The 13,873-nt window shown below is 62.1% G+C and carries 17 protein-coding genes; 10 read left to right on the top strand and 7 right to left on the bottom strand.

Features of this window, described 5'->3' with window-relative positions; all coding sequences use genetic code 11:
* Nucleotides 1–11: 11 nt before the first annotated feature.
* Complete coding sequence (locus NCN05_RS04560; RefSeq protein WP_250397181.1) at nucleotides 12–1,301, top strand: Zn-dependent hydrolase; 1,290 nt, start codon at nucleotides 12–14, stop codon at nucleotides 1,299–1,301.
* Complete coding sequence (locus NCN05_RS04555; RefSeq protein WP_250397180.1) at nucleotides 1,298–1,972, top strand: DUF1028 domain-containing protein; 675 nt, start codon at nucleotides 1,298–1,300, stop codon at nucleotides 1,970–1,972. The genes NCN05_RS04560 and NCN05_RS04555 overlap by 4 nt, the downstream gene beginning before the upstream one ends.
* An 83-nt stretch (nucleotides 1,973–2,055) precedes the next feature.
* Here NCN05_RS04555 and NCN05_RS04550 read toward each other — a convergent pair whose 3' ends face one another.
* From NCN05_RS04550 to NCN05_RS04520, 7 genes are all read right to left on the bottom strand, one after another.
* Nucleotides 2,056–2,274 carry a hypothetical protein gene (locus NCN05_RS04550; RefSeq protein ID WP_186494123.1) on the bottom strand — a complete coding sequence of 73 codons (219 nt, stop codon included), beginning with the start codon at nucleotides 2,272–2,274 and terminating at the stop codon, nucleotides 2,056–2,058.
* An 80-nt stretch (nucleotides 2,275–2,354) separates the two neighbouring features.
* Entirely contained in the window at nucleotides 2,355–2,522 is a 168-nt protein-coding gene (locus NCN05_RS04545; protein ID WP_250397179.1) for a DUF4278 domain-containing protein, read from the bottom strand.
* 191 nt (nucleotides 2,523–2,713) lie between these two features.
* Nucleotides 2,714–3,454: a type 1 glutamine amidotransferase gene (locus NCN05_RS04540; protein ID WP_250397178.1), complete on the bottom strand. Its 741-nt coding sequence runs from the start codon at nucleotides 3,452–3,454 to the stop codon at nucleotides 2,714–2,716.
* 14 nt (nucleotides 3,455–3,468) lie between these two features.
* Nucleotides 3,469–5,178: an urease subunit alpha gene (ureC, locus tag NCN05_RS04535; RefSeq protein WP_250397177.1), complete on the bottom strand. Its 1,710-nt coding sequence runs from the start codon at nucleotides 5,176–5,178 to the stop codon at nucleotides 3,469–3,471.
* Between the two features lie 3 nt (nucleotides 5,179–5,181).
* Complete coding sequence (locus NCN05_RS04530) at nucleotides 5,182–5,502, bottom strand: urease subunit beta (protein ID WP_186498340.1); 321 nt, start codon at nucleotides 5,500–5,502, stop codon at nucleotides 5,182–5,184.
* 10 nt (nucleotides 5,503–5,512) lie between these two features.
* Nucleotides 5,513–5,815, bottom strand: coding sequence for an urease subunit gamma (locus NCN05_RS04525; RefSeq protein ID WP_006851427.1), 303 nt, complete (start codon nucleotides 5,813–5,815; stop codon nucleotides 5,513–5,515).
* A gap of 18 nt (nucleotides 5,816–5,833) precedes the next feature.
* Nucleotides 5,834–6,769, bottom strand: a complete 936-nt coding sequence (locus NCN05_RS04520) for an urease accessory protein UreD (RefSeq protein WP_250397240.1) — start codon at nucleotides 6,767–6,769, stop codon at nucleotides 5,834–5,836.
* Nucleotides 6,770–6,874: 105 nt separating this feature from the next.
* Between NCN05_RS04520 and ureE the strand changes: the two genes are divergently transcribed.
* The 8 genes from ureE to urtE all read left to right on the top strand — a co-directional run bounded on the left by ureE (nucleotide 6,875) and on the right by urtE (nucleotide 13,851).
* The gene (ureE, locus tag NCN05_RS04515) at nucleotides 6,875–7,327 is read left to right on the top strand and encodes an urease accessory protein UreE (RefSeq protein ID WP_250397176.1); all 453 of its coding nucleotides are present in this window, start codon (nucleotides 6,875–6,877) and stop codon (nucleotides 7,325–7,327) included.
* Entirely contained in the window at nucleotides 7,324–7,995 is a 672-nt protein-coding gene (locus NCN05_RS04510) for an urease accessory protein UreF (protein WP_250397175.1), read from the top strand. The genes ureE and NCN05_RS04510 overlap by 4 nt, the downstream gene beginning before the upstream one ends.
* The gene (gene ureG, locus NCN05_RS04505; protein ID WP_250397174.1) at nucleotides 7,995–8,600 is read left to right on the top strand and encodes an urease accessory protein UreG; all 606 of its coding nucleotides are present in this window, start codon (nucleotides 7,995–7,997) and stop codon (nucleotides 8,598–8,600) included. Before NCN05_RS04510 ends, ureG begins: the two co-directional genes overlap by 1 nt.
* Nucleotides 8,601–8,719: 119 nt before the next feature.
* The gene (urtA, locus tag NCN05_RS04500; RefSeq protein ID WP_250397173.1) at nucleotides 8,720–10,012 is read left to right on the top strand and encodes an urea ABC transporter substrate-binding protein; all 1,293 of its coding nucleotides are present in this window, start codon (nucleotides 8,720–8,722) and stop codon (nucleotides 10,010–10,012) included.
* Nucleotides 10,013–10,105: 93 nt separating this feature from the next.
* On the top strand, nucleotides 10,106–11,260 hold the full coding sequence (locus NCN05_RS04495) for an ABC transporter permease subunit (RefSeq protein ID WP_250397172.1): 1,155 nt from the start codon (nucleotides 10,106–10,108) through the stop codon (nucleotides 11,258–11,260).
* Between the two features lie 4 nt (nucleotides 11,261–11,264).
* Nucleotides 11,265–12,392 (top strand): urea ABC transporter permease subunit UrtC, encoded by a 1,128-nt coding sequence (gene urtC, locus NCN05_RS04490; protein WP_250397171.1) that lies wholly within the window; start codon nucleotides 11,265–11,267, stop codon nucleotides 12,390–12,392.
* A complete protein-coding gene (urtD, locus tag NCN05_RS04485) occupies nucleotides 12,389–13,144 on the top strand; it encodes an urea ABC transporter ATP-binding protein UrtD (protein WP_115131364.1) in 756 nt (251 codons plus the stop codon). Before urtC ends, urtD begins: the two co-directional genes overlap by 4 nt.
* Nucleotides 13,141–13,851 carry an urea ABC transporter ATP-binding subunit UrtE gene (urtE, locus tag NCN05_RS04480; protein WP_250397170.1) on the top strand — a complete coding sequence of 237 codons (711 nt, stop codon included), beginning with the start codon at nucleotides 13,141–13,143 and terminating at the stop codon, nucleotides 13,849–13,851. The genes urtD and urtE overlap by 4 nt, the downstream gene beginning before the upstream one ends.
* Nucleotides 13,852–13,873 lie beyond the last annotated feature (22 nt).

The raw sequence follows: 13,873 nt of genomic DNA, 5'->3' as shown, positions 1-13,873 counted from the left end.
AGGTCACGGCATTGCCCACGCTCATCTCGGCTTCTCCGACCACCCCTGCATCGCGGGTCGAGCCAGTCAAGATTGCGGCGCGACCAAACCGTGATCGTTTGGTTGCAACGATTGAGCAGCTGGCCAGTATTGGTGCCAAGCCCGATGGGAGCGTCTGTCGACGCGGGTTCTCGCCGGAGGATGTGCAGGGCCGTGAGTTGCTGGCCCACTGGATGAAGCAGCTCGGCATGCAGGTGCGTGTTGATGCCGCTGGCAACTTGATCGGACGTCTGGAAGGCCTGGATCCCCACCGCCCCGCGTTGGTGACCGGGTCGCACCTCGACACGGTTCCAACCGGTGGACGTTTTGATGGGGCCCTGGGGGTGTTGGCCGGTCTGGAAGCCTGCCGCGCTCTTCAAGACCAGGGCCTGCGCCTGCGGCACGGCATCGAGTTGATCGCCTTTGCCGACGAGGAGTCGACCATGGTGGGCTGCAAGGGCTTGGCGGGCACGGCCTCCGACGACCCGGAGAGTTATGCCACCAGCAATGGTCAGCCGATTCAGGACAACCTGGCGCGCATCGGCGGCCATTGGCCCTCCCTGGCCTCGGCGCGACGCTCCGATGAGGCCTATGCCGCTTTCCTGGAGTTGCATGTTGAGCAAGGCGGTGTTCTCGAGCAACGCGGCGATGCCATCGGTGTTGTTGAGGGAGTTGTTGGTCAGCGTCGATTCAGCATCAATGTGAAGGGCCAGGCCAACCACGCCGGCACCACACCAATGGGGTTGCGGCAGGACGCTCTCGTGGCGGCTTCGCGGATTGTTCTTGCCGTTGAGGCCATGGCCTCCCGTCATCCCGGAGATCCTGTGGCGACGGTGGGCCGACTGGAGGTTTGGCCCAATGCCGCCAACGTTGTTCCTGGTGCTGTCGCCCTGACGGTTGACCTTAGGGATGTGGATCCGGCCGTTCTCGATCAATTGGTGGAGGAGTTGATGCAGCAGGTGGAGAACATCGGTGCTGAAACGGGCTGTCCGATCGCGGTGGACCCCCAGTTCAGTGTTGATCCCACCCCTGCTGATGCTGTGGTGATGGCCACGATCGCGGAGGCCGCGGCCGATCTCGGCTTGTCTCACAGCCATCTCCCCAGTCGCGCCAGCCACGACGCGCAGGAGGTTGGCCGCCGTTGGCCGATGGGCATGATTTTTGTGCCCAGCCGGGGCGGCCTGAGTCATTCCGCTGCAGAGTTCACCAGTGACGAGCAGTGCTGGGCGGGGACCGCGGTGCTGCTGGAAACGTTGCTGCGGCTCGACCGTCAGCTGCCGTGACTTTTTCGATCCTGGCCCGGGACCCCAGCAACGGTCGCTTTGGTGTTGCTGTGGCCACTTTTCATCTGGCCGTTGGATCCACCGTGCCTCACATCCGCGCCGGGGTTGGTGCCGTCGCCACCCAGGCTCACACCAATCCGTATCTGGGGATTTGTGGCCTTGAGCGCCTGGAGCAGAGTTCGGATGCCGAGAGCGTTCTCACCAGCCTTCTTGCGGATGATCAGCACCGTGACCGGCGTCAGTTTCACCTGATCGATCTTGACGGTCGTACGGCCTGTTGGACGGGGCAGGATTGCGGCCCTTGGGCAGGGCATCGCCATCAGCGTGATCTTTCTGTTGCCGGCAATTGCTTGGTGGATGAGGGCGTGCTGGCAGCCATGGAGCAGGCCTTTCTCACCAGCGACCCCAGCTTGAAACTGGGCCGCCGCCTGATGCTGGCTCTGCTGGCCGGGGAAGCGGCCGGCGGTGACCATCGTTCTCCCTTCTGCACGTCAGCGGCGGTGCAGGTGAGCGGCGAAGCGGCTTTCCCTCTGTTGGATCTGCGCGTTGATTTTCACGAGCGCGCCGTGGAGCAGTTGATGGAGGTGTATGAGCGCAGTCAGGCCCTCTGGGCCCAGGAGTGGAGGGATGAACTGTCTGAGTTGCCGATGCTCAACCGTTTGGTGGCTTGAGCATTCACCATCGGTCACGCCACTAAAAAAGCCCTGCAACACAGCCGTGTGCAGGGCTTTCAGGGAATTCATTTCCGGAGTGTTCAGCTGGGGACGGATGCCTCCCACTCCACGTTCAGGCCGGCCTGACGTGCATCAGTGATCAAGTCATCGATGCAGTCCATGCCAAAGGCAGCCTGCCCAGACAGTAGGGCATCCCATTCCTGAGACGGAAAGTGGGTCTGCAGCCAGAACACGCCGTGCACGCTGGAGGGATTCACCTGCACGAGGCCTTGGTCGAGGCGAGAAGCGATGAGATCCAACGTCGTTGCTGAAGCTGGGTCTATTACGCCTCAGTTCTCGGAACTGGAATGTTCGAGTTGCTACGGATTGAGAAGTTGGCCTAGCGCGTGTAGGCCACGCCGCGGTAAACGAGCTGCACCGGAGTGCGGTGGTTGTTGATCTGGCGGGCTTGGTACACGTTGCGGCGGTAAACGAGCTGCACCCCGGGCTTGCCCTGAGTGGCGTTGTTTTGCTGGTACTGATGCCCGCGATAGAGAAGGGTGGTCATTGGATGGTCCTCGAAGCAAGCTCAGGTCCCCGTTCCATGGCCTGAGGCGAAGTGCGCTTCGCGCGATGCGAAGTGAACGATCGGTAGCTGTTGCTACAGAAATATTGAAACTCTTGCAGATCCCGCGGTGGTGTTCAGGTTGATACCTCTTCAGAAAAGTTTTTGGTTTTGTTTATTTTTGTGCGTAGGAATTAGTGGGTTTGGCTGATCTCAATCAGTTGATCGAGCACAGCATTGAAGAAGTTTCGGCCTTGTTCCTGAAGCGTGGTGCCCAGCCTGCGCCAGTCCCGGATCAGGCGATCGGGCCCTTCAGCTCCAAGGGCGCTCACCACGTAGTCGTGGTCATTGGCGACCCAGCGCTCAAGCGCATCACCGTCGATCTCGAGGTGGCATTGCAGGCCAATGGCGTGGGCTCCGATCCGAAACACCTGTTCGGCGCAATGCAGTGAAGAACCCAGCAGGGTTGCATCAGTCGGGAGGTGGATGCGATCACCATGCCAATGCAGCACCAGGCTGCTGCTTGGTTGCCCCTTGAGCAGGGCCTCGTTACTTGGGTCCGCGACCCAGTGAATCGCGCTGAGCCCCAGTTCCTTCAGCTGCTGCGGCGGTGCTCCCACCTGCAGCGGTTGCACGCTGCCCCCTGCAGCCACAGCCAGGAGCTGTGCCCCGAGGCAGATGCCTAGCACCGGTCGGCGTTGCTGGTGCCAGGCCCTTAACCAGTCCAGTTCCTGCAGCAACCAGTCCATGCCCGGTTGGTCGCGATCGTTCACGCTCATCGGACCACCGAGCACAAGGGCGATGCTGTTGGCACACGCCCTGGGGTCCGGCAGTGGGTCGCCCCGGTCAGGCCGCAGGATCTCGAGTGTCAGGCCCCGCTGCCGCGCCAGCTCTCCCACCAGTGCGGCGTCTTCGTGGTCCACGTGTTGGACCACCAGCAGCGTGGGGCTCAAAGCAGCAGGTAGCGCTGGGCGAGGGGCAGCACCTCGGCGGGCTCGCAGGTGAGCAGTTCACCGTCGGCGAACACCTCATAGGTCTGCGGGTCCACGCTCACCTTGGGCAGCGCTGAATTCAGCTTGAGGGCGCTCTTGCCCACGCTGCGGGTGTCCTTCACCGCCATGCAGGTGCGCTCCAGCCCCAGCTGACGTTGGATGTCGGCATCCATGGCCGCTTCGCTCACGAAGGTGAGACAACTGGGAGCAAGCGCCTTGCCGAAGGCGCCGAACATCGGCCGGCCGTGCACCGGGCCTGGGGTGGGAATCGAGGCGTTGGCGTCGCCCATCTGGGCCCAGACGATCGAACCGCCTTTCACCACCAGTTCCGGGCGAATGCCGAAGAAGCCCGGCTTCCAAAGAACTAAATCGGCGAGCTTGCCGGTTTCGATCGACCCCACTTCGCTGCTGATGCCGTGGGCCAACGCTGGGTTGATCGTCACCTTGGCGATGTAACGCTTCAGCCGGTGGTTGTCGTTGCGTGCGGAGTCTTCTGGCAATGCACCACGCTGCACCTTCATCTTGTGGGCGGTCTGGAAGGTGCGGGTGATCACCTCCCCCACGCGGCCCATGGCCTGGGAGTCGCTGGCAATGATTGAGAAGGCGCCCAGGTCGTGAAGGATGTCTTCGGCGGCGATCGTTTCGCGCCGGATCCGTGATTCGGCGAAGGCCACGTCCTCAGGGATTTTCGGATCGAGGTGGTGGCACACCATCAGCATGTCGAGGTGTTCCTCGAGCGTGTTGCGGGTGTAGGGCCGGGTGGGGTTGGTGCTGCTGGGCAGCACGTTGGCCTCGCCGCAGATCTTGATGATGTCCGGGGCATGGCCACCTCCGGCGCCTTCGGTGTGGAAGGTGTGAATCGTGCGTCCCTTGATGGCGGCGATCGTGTCTTCCACGAAGCCGGCTTCGTTCAAAGTGTCGGTGTGGATGCACACCTGCACATCCATCCGATCGGCCACCGACAGGCAGGCATCGATGGTGGCGGGGGTGGTGCCCCAGTCTTCGTGCAGCTTCAGGCCGCAGGCGCCGGCGCGCACCTGTTCTTCCAGGGCTTCCGGGGTGCTGGCATTGCCTTTGCCGAAGAAGCCGAGGTTCACCGGCAGGCCTTCAGCGGCCTGGAGCATCCGCCCGATGTGGAAGGCGCCGGGGGTGCAGGTGGTGGCGTTGGTGCCTGTGGCTGGGCCGGTGCCGCCGCCCATCAGGGTGGTGACGCCGCTGGCCAGGGCCGTTTCGATCTGCTGGGGGCAGATGAAGTGGATGTGGGTGTCGATGCCACCGGCCGTGAGGATGTGTCCTTCCCCGGCGATGGCTTCGGTGCCGGGGCCCACCACGATCGTCACCCCTTCCTGGGTGTCGGGGTTGCCGGCTTTGCCGATCCCGACGATGCGGCCGTCCTTGAGGCCGACATCGGCTTTGACGATGCCCCACCAGTCGAGGATCAGGGCATTGGTGATCACCGTGTCGACGGCGCCCTCGGCGCGAGGGGTCTGGGACTGGCCCATGCCGTCGCGGATCACCTTGCCTCCGCCGAACTTCACCTCATCGCCGTAGACGGTGTAGTCCTTCTCGACTTCAAGGATCAGATCGGTGTCGGCCAGGCGAACCCGGTCGCCGGTGGTGGGTCCGTAGGTCTGGGCGTAGGCCTGGCGGGAGATGCGGTAGGGCATGGGTCAGGCGTCGAGAGGTCCGTTGATCTGGCCGTTGAAGCCGATGACGCGTCGCGCACCGGCGAAGGGAATCAGGTTCACGTCGCGGCTGTCGCCAGGTTCGAAGCGGATGGCGGTGCCGGCGGGGATGTCGAGCCGTTGACCGCGGGCTGCGGCCCGGTCGAACTGCAGGGCGGCATTGGCTTCGGCGAAATGGAAATGGGAGCCCACCTGCACCGGCCGATCGCCACTGTTGGAGACACTCACCGTGGTGACGGGACGGCCTGCATTCAGTTCCAGTTCACCCGGTTCTGGGAGCAGTTCGCCTGGAATGAGAGGTGCCATGGGTTCTGCCTCAGCGAATCGGGTCGTGCAGGGTGACGAGCTTGGTGCCATCGGGGAAGACGGCCTCGATCTGCACCTCATGGACAAGCTCGGGCACGCCTTCCATCACCTGGTCCTGACGCAGCCAGGTGGTGCCTTCCTGCATCAGCTCTGCCACGCTCTTGCCGTCACGGGCGCCTTCCAGCACCAGAAAACTGAGCCAGGCCACCGCTTCGGGGTGGTTGAGCTTCAGGCCACGGTTCAAGCGCCGCTCAGCAAGCAGTGCCGCGGTCACGATCAGGAGCTTGTCCTTTTCCTGGGGACTGAGATGCATGGCGAAGCTCGGTCTTCTTCAGTGTGTCTCCGCTGCAGCCTCGAAAGCGTTCACAGTGGACGTTTGTCGGCGCAGAGGCTGTTCCTGCAGGGGCCAGACCCTGGGGATGCGAGGCCGTGCCAGCCCCCGGATCGTTCGCGTTCGCTCCCAGATCCGGCTGAACCAGAAGCGGGCATCACGGCTCGACTCACCGGAATAGCGAGCAATCAGGCCCTGATTCAGGGCGCCGCAGCGCATTTTGCCCGTCAGGCCTTCGCGGTCGGCCCGCGCTCCCTCCAGCAGTGCTGCTGTTGTTTCGGCACCCATGGCCATCGGTGCGGCCCAAACCAGTGTTCCGAACACCGGTTCGCCTCCCAGTCCATGCGGGCTGTCCAGGCTGGCGCCGCCGAGCTCCACCCGATCCGCCAGCTCCCAGGTTGGGCTGTTGCCTCCGAGGCGCTGAATGGTGAGGCTCGAGCGCCACCGTCCCTGCTGCAGGGTTTCGCCGGCGGCGGTTCGGCCCAGGCGCACAATCTCTGCACTTAGAAAGGAGGCGTCCTGGGGCAGGGTCACCGTAAGCTGCTGCTCGAACAGGGCATCGGCGTACAGCACCAGTTCCTGCGGTAGCCATTCGAAGTCACTGCCGCTGGCCAGTGAGCAGCGCACCTGTTGATGGGCAAAGCAGCCCTCGGGTTGCAGGCGGCTACGGCCGATCGACCCGTAAACCTTCTGCGCCGCCACGCTGGTGATCAGGCCCCGGCTGTTGGTCTCAAGCTTGAAGTCCAGGCTGAGTTGATCGCCGCCCACCAGGCCTCCGGCGGTGTGCAGCACCGGCAGCTCGCAGCGTCCGTCTTCACCGCGTTCACTGCGAAGCAGCTTGAACGGAGCCGTGCAGCCCGCCTGGTGTTTGGTGCTGCCGTTGGTGGCATGAAACTGCAGCTCGCAGCGGCCGTGCCAGGGATCGAGACGTTGCATGGCCTCACGCTCCGCTGCCACCGGCTTCAACTCTGTAGCAATGCACACCAAAGCGCTGCTGATTGATCGGCACGCTTTCGTTGTGGAACTGGACAGGAGCTGCTGGTGACGGATGCGGTGGTCGTGCTCGAGCAGCGCCTGCAGAACAGCAGTGCCACGGCCACCCTGCAGTTGCCGTTAACGGCCGAAGAGCGCACGGTGCTGCGGGGCCGTCGAACCACCTCCTGCGGTCGTCCGGTGCTGCTGCAGTTGCCCCGCGAGGGTTCTCTCCAGCCCGGTGATCTGCTGGGGGATCAGTCCGGGTCGACCGTTGTGGAGGTGGCGGCAGCGCCGGAGGCGTTGCTGCGGGTGCAGGGATCGCATCCCCTGGAGCTGTTGCAGGCGGCTTATCACCTGGGCAATCGCCATGTCGCCCTGGAGCTGCATGAGCAGGAGCTGTTGCTGCCGGAGGATTCCGTTCTCGCCACGATGCTGGAAGGGCGTGGCTTGACGGTGAGCCGATGTCTGCAGCCGTTTGCCCCTGAAGGCGGTGCCTACGGAGGTCATCAGCACGGATGACTTCGCTTGCGTTGCTGCAACTGGTCAGCCCGGCCCTGCCCGTGGGTGCCTTCAGCTATTCAGAGGGGCTGGAGGTGTTGATTCAGGCCGGCTCCATCGCCGATGAGCAGGCCATCCAGGCTTGGTTGGAGGCTGAACTGCAACGGGGCGCGGTGCGGCTGGAGGCCGCGGCATTGAGGCCTCTGGCGGAGGCCCTTGTGGGTTGGTCCACCCAGGCCGATGCGGCGGCCAAGGGGCGCCTGATCGATCTGGATGGTTGGCTGTTGGCCACCCGCGAGGCCGCGGAGCTGCGAGCCCAGCAGCGTCAGATGGGGATGTCGCTGCTGCAGTTGATGTCAGACATGGGTCAGGACCTGCCTGAACCGGTTGCCCTGAGTTGGCCGGCGGCCTGGGCCTGGGCCGCTGTGGGCTTGTCGGTTCCAGGGGGAGACATGGTGGAGGGATACCTCTACGGCTGGGTTGCCAATCAGCTCAGTGCCTCGGTGCGGCTGCTGCCGTTGGGGCCCTCCCGAGCGCAGGTGCTGCAACAGCGGCTGCTGCCGCTGATTGCCTCCCAAGCGCAGCTGCTCCAGGCGGCCGATCCACAGCAGCTCTGGAGCAGCGGTGTGGGTGCGGGCATGGCTCAGCTTGCCCATGCTGAGCTGTATTCACGCCTGTTTCGAAGCTGATGAGCAGCAAACTGCGCCTGGGGGTGGCGGGTCCTGTGGGATCCGGCAAGACCGCACTGGTGGAGGCCCTCTGTCGCCGCTTGCGCGACAACCTGCAGCTCGCGGTGGTCACCAACGACATCTACACCCAGGAGGATGCCCAGTTCCTCACCCGTGCGGGTGCCCTGGATCCAGAGCGGATCCGTGGCGTGGAGACCGGTGGTTGCCCTCACACGGCGATCCGCGAAGACTGCTCGATCAACAGAGCCGCCGTGGCGGAGCTGGAGACGCAGTTTCCGAATCTCGATCTCGTGCTGGTTGAGAGCGGCGGCGACAACCTGGCGGCGAGCTTCAGTCCGGAACTGGTGGATCTCTGCATCTACGTGATCGACGTGGCGGCCGGCGACAAGATCCCCCGGAAAGGAGGGCCTGGCATCACCCGCTCTGACCTGTTGGTGATCAACAAGATTGACCTGGCTCCCCAGGTCGGTGCCGATCTTTCAGTGATGGAACAGGACACCCGGCGGATGCGGGGAGACCGGCCCTGGTGTTTCACCAATCTCCACAGCGGTGAAGGCCTGGAGCAGGTGGTGGAGTTCCTGTTGCAACAGCTACCAAAATCATGAAAACACAAGCTTTTGGGGTCAAAAGTGTTCCCGTTGTTACGTTTCAAATCCCCGCCTGTAGCGATGGTCGAATTTCAGGGCGTTTCGCGCGTCCAAGCTTTTAAGTGCCCTCTCATTCCATGAGCACCCCTCTCTCCAAGCGCCTTTTCGCCGGCATGGCCGCGGCATCGCTGGGTCTTGCCGTGACCGCCTGTGGTGGCGGTGACAAGGCTGCCAACGTTGACTACGACGACAGCGTCACCGTCGGCATCCTGCACTCGCTGACCGGCACCATGGCCATCTCCGAGTCCACCCTGGTGGACACCGAGAAGATGGCGATCGATGAGATCAATGCCGCCGGTGGCGTTGAGGTGGATGGCAAGAAATACAAGATCGAGTACATCGTCGAAGACGGTGCTTCCGATTGGCCCACCTTCGCTGAGAAGTCCAAGAAGCTGATCGACCAGGACGCGGTGCCCGTCGTCTTCGGTGGCTGGACCTCCGCCAGCCGCAAGGCGATGCTCCCTGTGTACGAGTCGAAGAACGCTTTCCTCTACTACCCGATTCAGTACGAGGGTCAGGAGTGTTCCAACAACATCTTCTACACCGGTGCCACTCCGAACCAGCAGTCTGAGCCTGCCACCAAGTTCATGTATGAGAAGTCGCCTGCCGCTGGCAAGCCCTTCTTCCTCGTGGGTTCGGACTACGTCTTCCCCCGCACCTCCAACACCATCACCAAGGAACAGCTCAAGTCCCTGGGTGGCGAAGTGGTCGGTGAGGACTACCTGCCCCTGGGCAACACAGAGGTTGCTCCGATCATCGCCAAGATCAAGAAGGCCCTGCCTGACGGCGGTGTGATCATCAACACCCTGAATGGTGACCAGAACGTCGCCTTCTTCAAGCAGATCCAGGACGCCGGCATCACCCCCGATAACGGCTACTACGTGATGAGCTATTCCATCGCGGAAGAGGAGATCAGCACCATCGGTTCTGAGTTCCTGGAGGGCCACTACGGCGCTTGGAACTACATGATGTCGATCGACACCCCGGCATCCAAGAAGTTCGCAGCTGATTTCAAGGCCAAGTACGGCGCCGACCGCCAGGTCGCTGACCCTCAGGAGTCGGCCTACAACATGGTCTACCTGTGGAAGAAGGCCGTCGAGAAGGCCAACAGCTTCGACGACGACAAGGTGCGTGAGGCCCTGGTCGGCATCGAGTTCGACGCGCCTCAGGGACCTGTGAAGGTGATGCCCAACCACCACCTCTCCCAGACCGTGCGCATCGGCCAGATCACTGCTGACGGTCAGTTCGAGATCCTCGAATCCACCGATGGCCCCGTGGCTCCTCAGGCCTGGAACCAGTTCGAGCCCAGCTCCAAGGGCTTCGCTTGCGACTGGACCGACGCCGCCAAGGGTGAGAAGTACAAGCTCTGATCTTCTGATCACAGCCTGATTGCTCTTCAGGGAGGAGCCCGGTGACGGGCTCCTCCTTTCGTCGTTTCATTGAACGCTTCGTTTCACACGTCCGTGCAACTGCTTCTCGAAAGCCTGTTCAATGGTGTTGCCATCGGCTCGGTGCTGCTGATGGCCGCCCTCGGACTGGCCATTGTCTTTGGCCTCATGGGCGTGATCAACCTCGCCCATGGTGAGCTGATCATGCTTGGGGCCTACACCACCTACGTGGTGCAGCTGATCTTCAAGCTGCCTGCGCTGCAGCCGGTTTACAACGCCTACGTGCTGGTGGCGCTTCCCCTGGCCTTCATCGTCAGCGGTGTGGTCGGCATCTTGCTCGAACGCACCGTGATTCGCCGGCTCTACGGCAACCCGCTGGAGACCCTGCTCGCGACCTGGGGCGTCAGCTTGATTCTTCAGCAGTTCGTGCGGAGTGTTGCCCTTGCCCACGCCGCCGGCCTGATCCTGGCGCTGGTGCTTGGCTTTGGCCTACCGCTGCTGCTTCCCTCCTCTCTCCTCTCGGGACCTCGAGCTCGCTTGGTGCGTGCGGGGAGTTGGGCTGTTTCTACCCTGGGCGGTGTGCTGCTGGCCGGTGGCCTGGCCTCACAAATCAGTCGGATCGCCAGGGCCACCTCCCGCAATGTGGATGTGACGGCACCCAAATGGATGCGCGGCGGGATCGAATTCATGGACATCACCTTTCCTGTGCCGCGCCTGGTGATCATCGTGATCACCATCGTTGCGGTGGTTGGGGTGACGTGGTTCCTCAACAAAAGCGTGTGGGGAATGCGCATTCGTGCTGTGACCCAGAACCGTTCGATGAGTGATTGCCTTGGCATCCCCACCGACACCGTTGATGTGCTCACCTTTGGCATCGGCTCCGGTTTGGCCGGTGTGGCGGGGGTTGCTGTTTCCCTGCTGGGTTCGGTGGGCCCCAATGTGGGCGGCTCCTACATCGTGGGCTGCTTCATGGTGGTGGTGCTCGGTGGCGTCGGAAACCTCTTGGGCACCGTGCTCGCGTCCTTTGCCATTGGCCTGCTCACCGACTTGATCGGCGCTGGACGTCTGCTGACGATCTGGCCTGACATGCCAGCTCCCCTGGCCGGCGCGGTGAATTTCTTCGCCACCACGAGCATGGCCCAGGTGATGGTGTTCGCTCTAATCGTGGTGTTCCTTCAATTCCGTCCCGCGGGTCTGTTTCCGCAAAAAGGACGCATGGTGGAGGCCTGATCTGATGTTCCAAGCCTTTCAACAACGCCGTTTGCCTTTGACCATCCTTTGGGTGGTGATCGTTGCGGCCATCGTTGCCGCGCCCGCTGTTCTGCCGGTGTTTCGGCTGAATCTGTTGGGTCGCTTCCTTTCATTGGCGATCGTTGCCCTGGGTATCGATTTGATCTGGGGCTTCACCGGGTTGCTCAGCCTTGGCCAGGGCATCTTTTTTGCCCTCGGCGGTTACGCCGTGGCGATGTATCTGCAGCTCAACAGCTCGGGTGATCTGCCCAATGGCATTCCCGAGTTCTTCAGCCTCTACGGCGTGGATCGGTTGCCGGCCTTCTGGGAGCCGTTCCATTCCCCGCTGTTCACCCTGGTGGCGATCTGGCTGGTTCCAGCCGTGCTGGCTGCCGTGCTCGGCAACCTGGTGTTTCGTAACCGGATCAAGGGGGTCTATTTCTCGATCCTCACCCAGGCGGCCCTGCTTGTTTTCTTCAATTTCTTCAACGGCCAGCAGAAGCTGATTAACGGCACCAACGGCCTTAAAACCGATGTGACCCAGCTGTTCGGTCAGATGGTGGGTTCCCCGGAGATGCAGCGGGGGTTCTTCTGGTTGACCTCTGTGGTGGTGATCCTGGCCTGGCTGTTTCTGCGCTGGGTGGTGCGGGGCCGGTTTGGAGACGTGTTGATCGCCATTCGCGATGACGAACCTCGACTGCGCTTTGCCGGTTACAACCCAACCCTGTTCAAGACGATCGTCTTCGCCATCGCCGGTGGTTTGGCAGGCATCGGTGGTGCGCTTTACACCGTTCAGTCCGGCATCGTTTCGCCGCAGTACATGACCGTTCCCTTCTCGATTGAGATGGTGATCTGGGTTGCGGTGGGCGGTCGAGGCACGCTCGTGGGAGCGATCCTTGGCGCTGTGGCCATCAACTACGCCAAGAGTTTGGTGAGCGAAGCTCTCCCCCAAAGTTGGCTGTTCATCCAAGGGGGCCTGTTCATCCTCGTGGTGACGGCCTTGCCGGAGGGCGTCATTGGCTGGTTCCGAGGCGATGGCCCTCGCAACTGGCTCAACCGACTCGGCATTGTCCGTCGGAGTGAGACCTATCCACGTCTCGATCTTGAAGGTCAGGAAGAGGTTCAGTCATGAGCACGGCTTTATTGGAGTTGCGCCAAATCACCGTCAGTTTTGATGGCTTTTTGGCGCTGCGCGATCTCAACCTCAGCCTTCAGCCTGGGGAGCTGCGCGCCGTGATCGGCCCGAATGGTGCCGGCAAGACCACGTTCCTGGATGTGATCACCGGCAAGACCGCTCCCACGGAAGGGGATGTGGTTTTCAAAGGACGCTCCTTAGTGGGAACGCGCGAGCACCGCATCGCGCGCTTTGGCATTGGCCGCAAGTTTCAGAGCCCTCGTGTTTTTGAGAAGCTCAGCGTTCAGGAGAACTTGGCTCTGGCGGTGAGCCAGCCGAAGCAGCCCTGGTCATTGCTGGTGGGGGGCCTGAATGGGGAGCAGCGCGATCGTGTTCATCACCTGATGAGCATCGTCAATCTGCAGAACCGTGCCGATTGGGCTGCTGGGTCCTTGTCCCACGGCCAGAAGCAGTGGCTTGAGATCGCCATGCTTGTGGGCCAGGATCCCGACCTGTTGCTGGTGGATGAACCGGTGGCTGGGCTCACGGATGAGGAGACCGATCTGACGGCGGATCTGCTCAAGTCGTTGGCCGGGGATCACACCGTGCTGGTGATTGAGCACGACATGGAATTCATTCGACGGCTTGAAAGTCCGGTGACGGTGCTGCACCAGGGCCATGTCCTCTGTGAGGGCACGATGGATCAGGTGCAGGCCGATCCCCGGGTGATTGAGGTTTATCTCGGCACCACTGAGGAGGAGAACCAATGACGAACCTGCTGGAGATTCAAGGCCTCAACACCTTTTACGGTGAAAGTCACATTCTTCGGGATGTTGATCTCAGCGTGAAATCGGGGGAGATGGTTTGTCTGATCGGCCGCAATGGTGTGGGTAAAACCACCCTGTTGAAATCGCTGATCGGTCTGTTGCGCCCTCGCTCCGGAACCATGGCGTTTGATGGTTCTCAGCTGGATCGTCAAGCTCCGCATCAGCGGGCTCGGGCCGGGATTGGTTATGTGCCGCAAGGTCGCGAGATCATCCCCCAGCTCACGGTGGAAGAAAACTTGCTTTTGGGGATGGAGGCGTTGCCGGATGGATTGGCCCGGCATCGCCACATTGATCCATTTGTGTATGAGCTGTTTCCGATCCTTCAGGAGTTTCTACCGCGTAAGGGCGGTGATTTGAGTGGGGGTCAGCAACAACAATTGGCCATAGCCCGTGCGTTGCTTGGCAAGCCAAAGTTGCTGCTGTTGGATGAGCCCACGGAGGGCATTCAGCCCAACATTGTTCAGGATATTGAAGCTGCTGTTCGGCGGATCATCGCCGACACCGGGATCGGAGTGTTGCTGGTGGAGCAACATCTCCACTTCGTTCGCCAGGCTGATCGCTATTACGCGATGCAACGGGGCGGCATTGTTGCCAGTGGCTCAACCAGTGAACTCAGCCAGACGGTTGTTGATCAGTTCCTGAGCGTTTAGAGCTTCGCTTCTGGTGGCTTCT

Source organism: Synechococcus sp. MU1651, assembly GCF_023630635.1.
In the GTDB taxonomy this organism is placed as follows: domain Bacteria; phylum Cyanobacteriota; class Cyanobacteriia; order PCC-6307; family Cyanobiaceae; genus Parasynechococcus.
This window is presented reverse-complemented; position numbering and strand designations above follow the sequence as displayed.

What these genes read in the sequence shown, in the direction of transcription:
- NCN05_RS04545 (WP_250397179.1), bottom strand. Translation starts at nt 2,522, where the DNA reads ATGACCACCCTTCTCTATCGCGGGCATCAGTACCAGCAAAACAACGCC.
- ureC (WP_250397177.1), bottom strand. Translation starts at nt 5,178, where the DNA reads ATGCCCTACCGCATCTCCCGCCAGGCCTACGCCCAGACCTACGGACCC.
- NCN05_RS04530 (WP_186498340.1), bottom strand. Translation starts at nt 5,502, where the DNA reads ATGGCACCTCTCATTCCAGGCGAACTGCTCCCAGAACCGGGTGAACTG.
- NCN05_RS04525 (WP_006851427.1), bottom strand. Translation starts at nt 5,815, where the DNA reads ATGCATCTCAGTCCCCAGGAAAAGGACAAGCTCCTGATCGTGACCGCG.
- NCN05_RS04520 (WP_250397240.1), bottom strand. Translation starts at nt 6,769, where the DNA reads ATGCAACGTCTCGATCCCTGGCACGGCCGCTGCGAGCTGCAGTTTCAT.
- NCN05_RS04510 (WP_250397175.1), top strand. Translation starts at nt 7,324, where the DNA reads ATGACTTCGCTTGCGTTGCTGCAACTGGTCAGCCCGGCCCTGCCCGTG.
- ureG (WP_250397174.1), top strand. Translation starts at nt 7,995, where the DNA reads ATGAGCAGCAAACTGCGCCTGGGGGTGGCGGGTCCTGTGGGATCCGGC.
- urtA (WP_250397173.1), top strand. Translation starts at nt 8,720, where the DNA reads ATGAGCACCCCTCTCTCCAAGCGCCTTTTCGCCGGCATGGCCGCGGCA.
- urtC (WP_250397171.1), top strand. Translation starts at nt 11,265, where the DNA reads ATGTTCCAAGCCTTTCAACAACGCCGTTTGCCTTTGACCATCCTTTGG.
- urtD (WP_115131364.1), top strand. Translation starts at nt 12,389, where the DNA reads ATGAGCACGGCTTTATTGGAGTTGCGCCAAATCACCGTCAGTTTTGAT.
- urtE (WP_250397170.1), top strand. Translation starts at nt 13,141, where the DNA reads ATGACGAACCTGCTGGAGATTCAAGGCCTCAACACCTTTTACGGTGAA.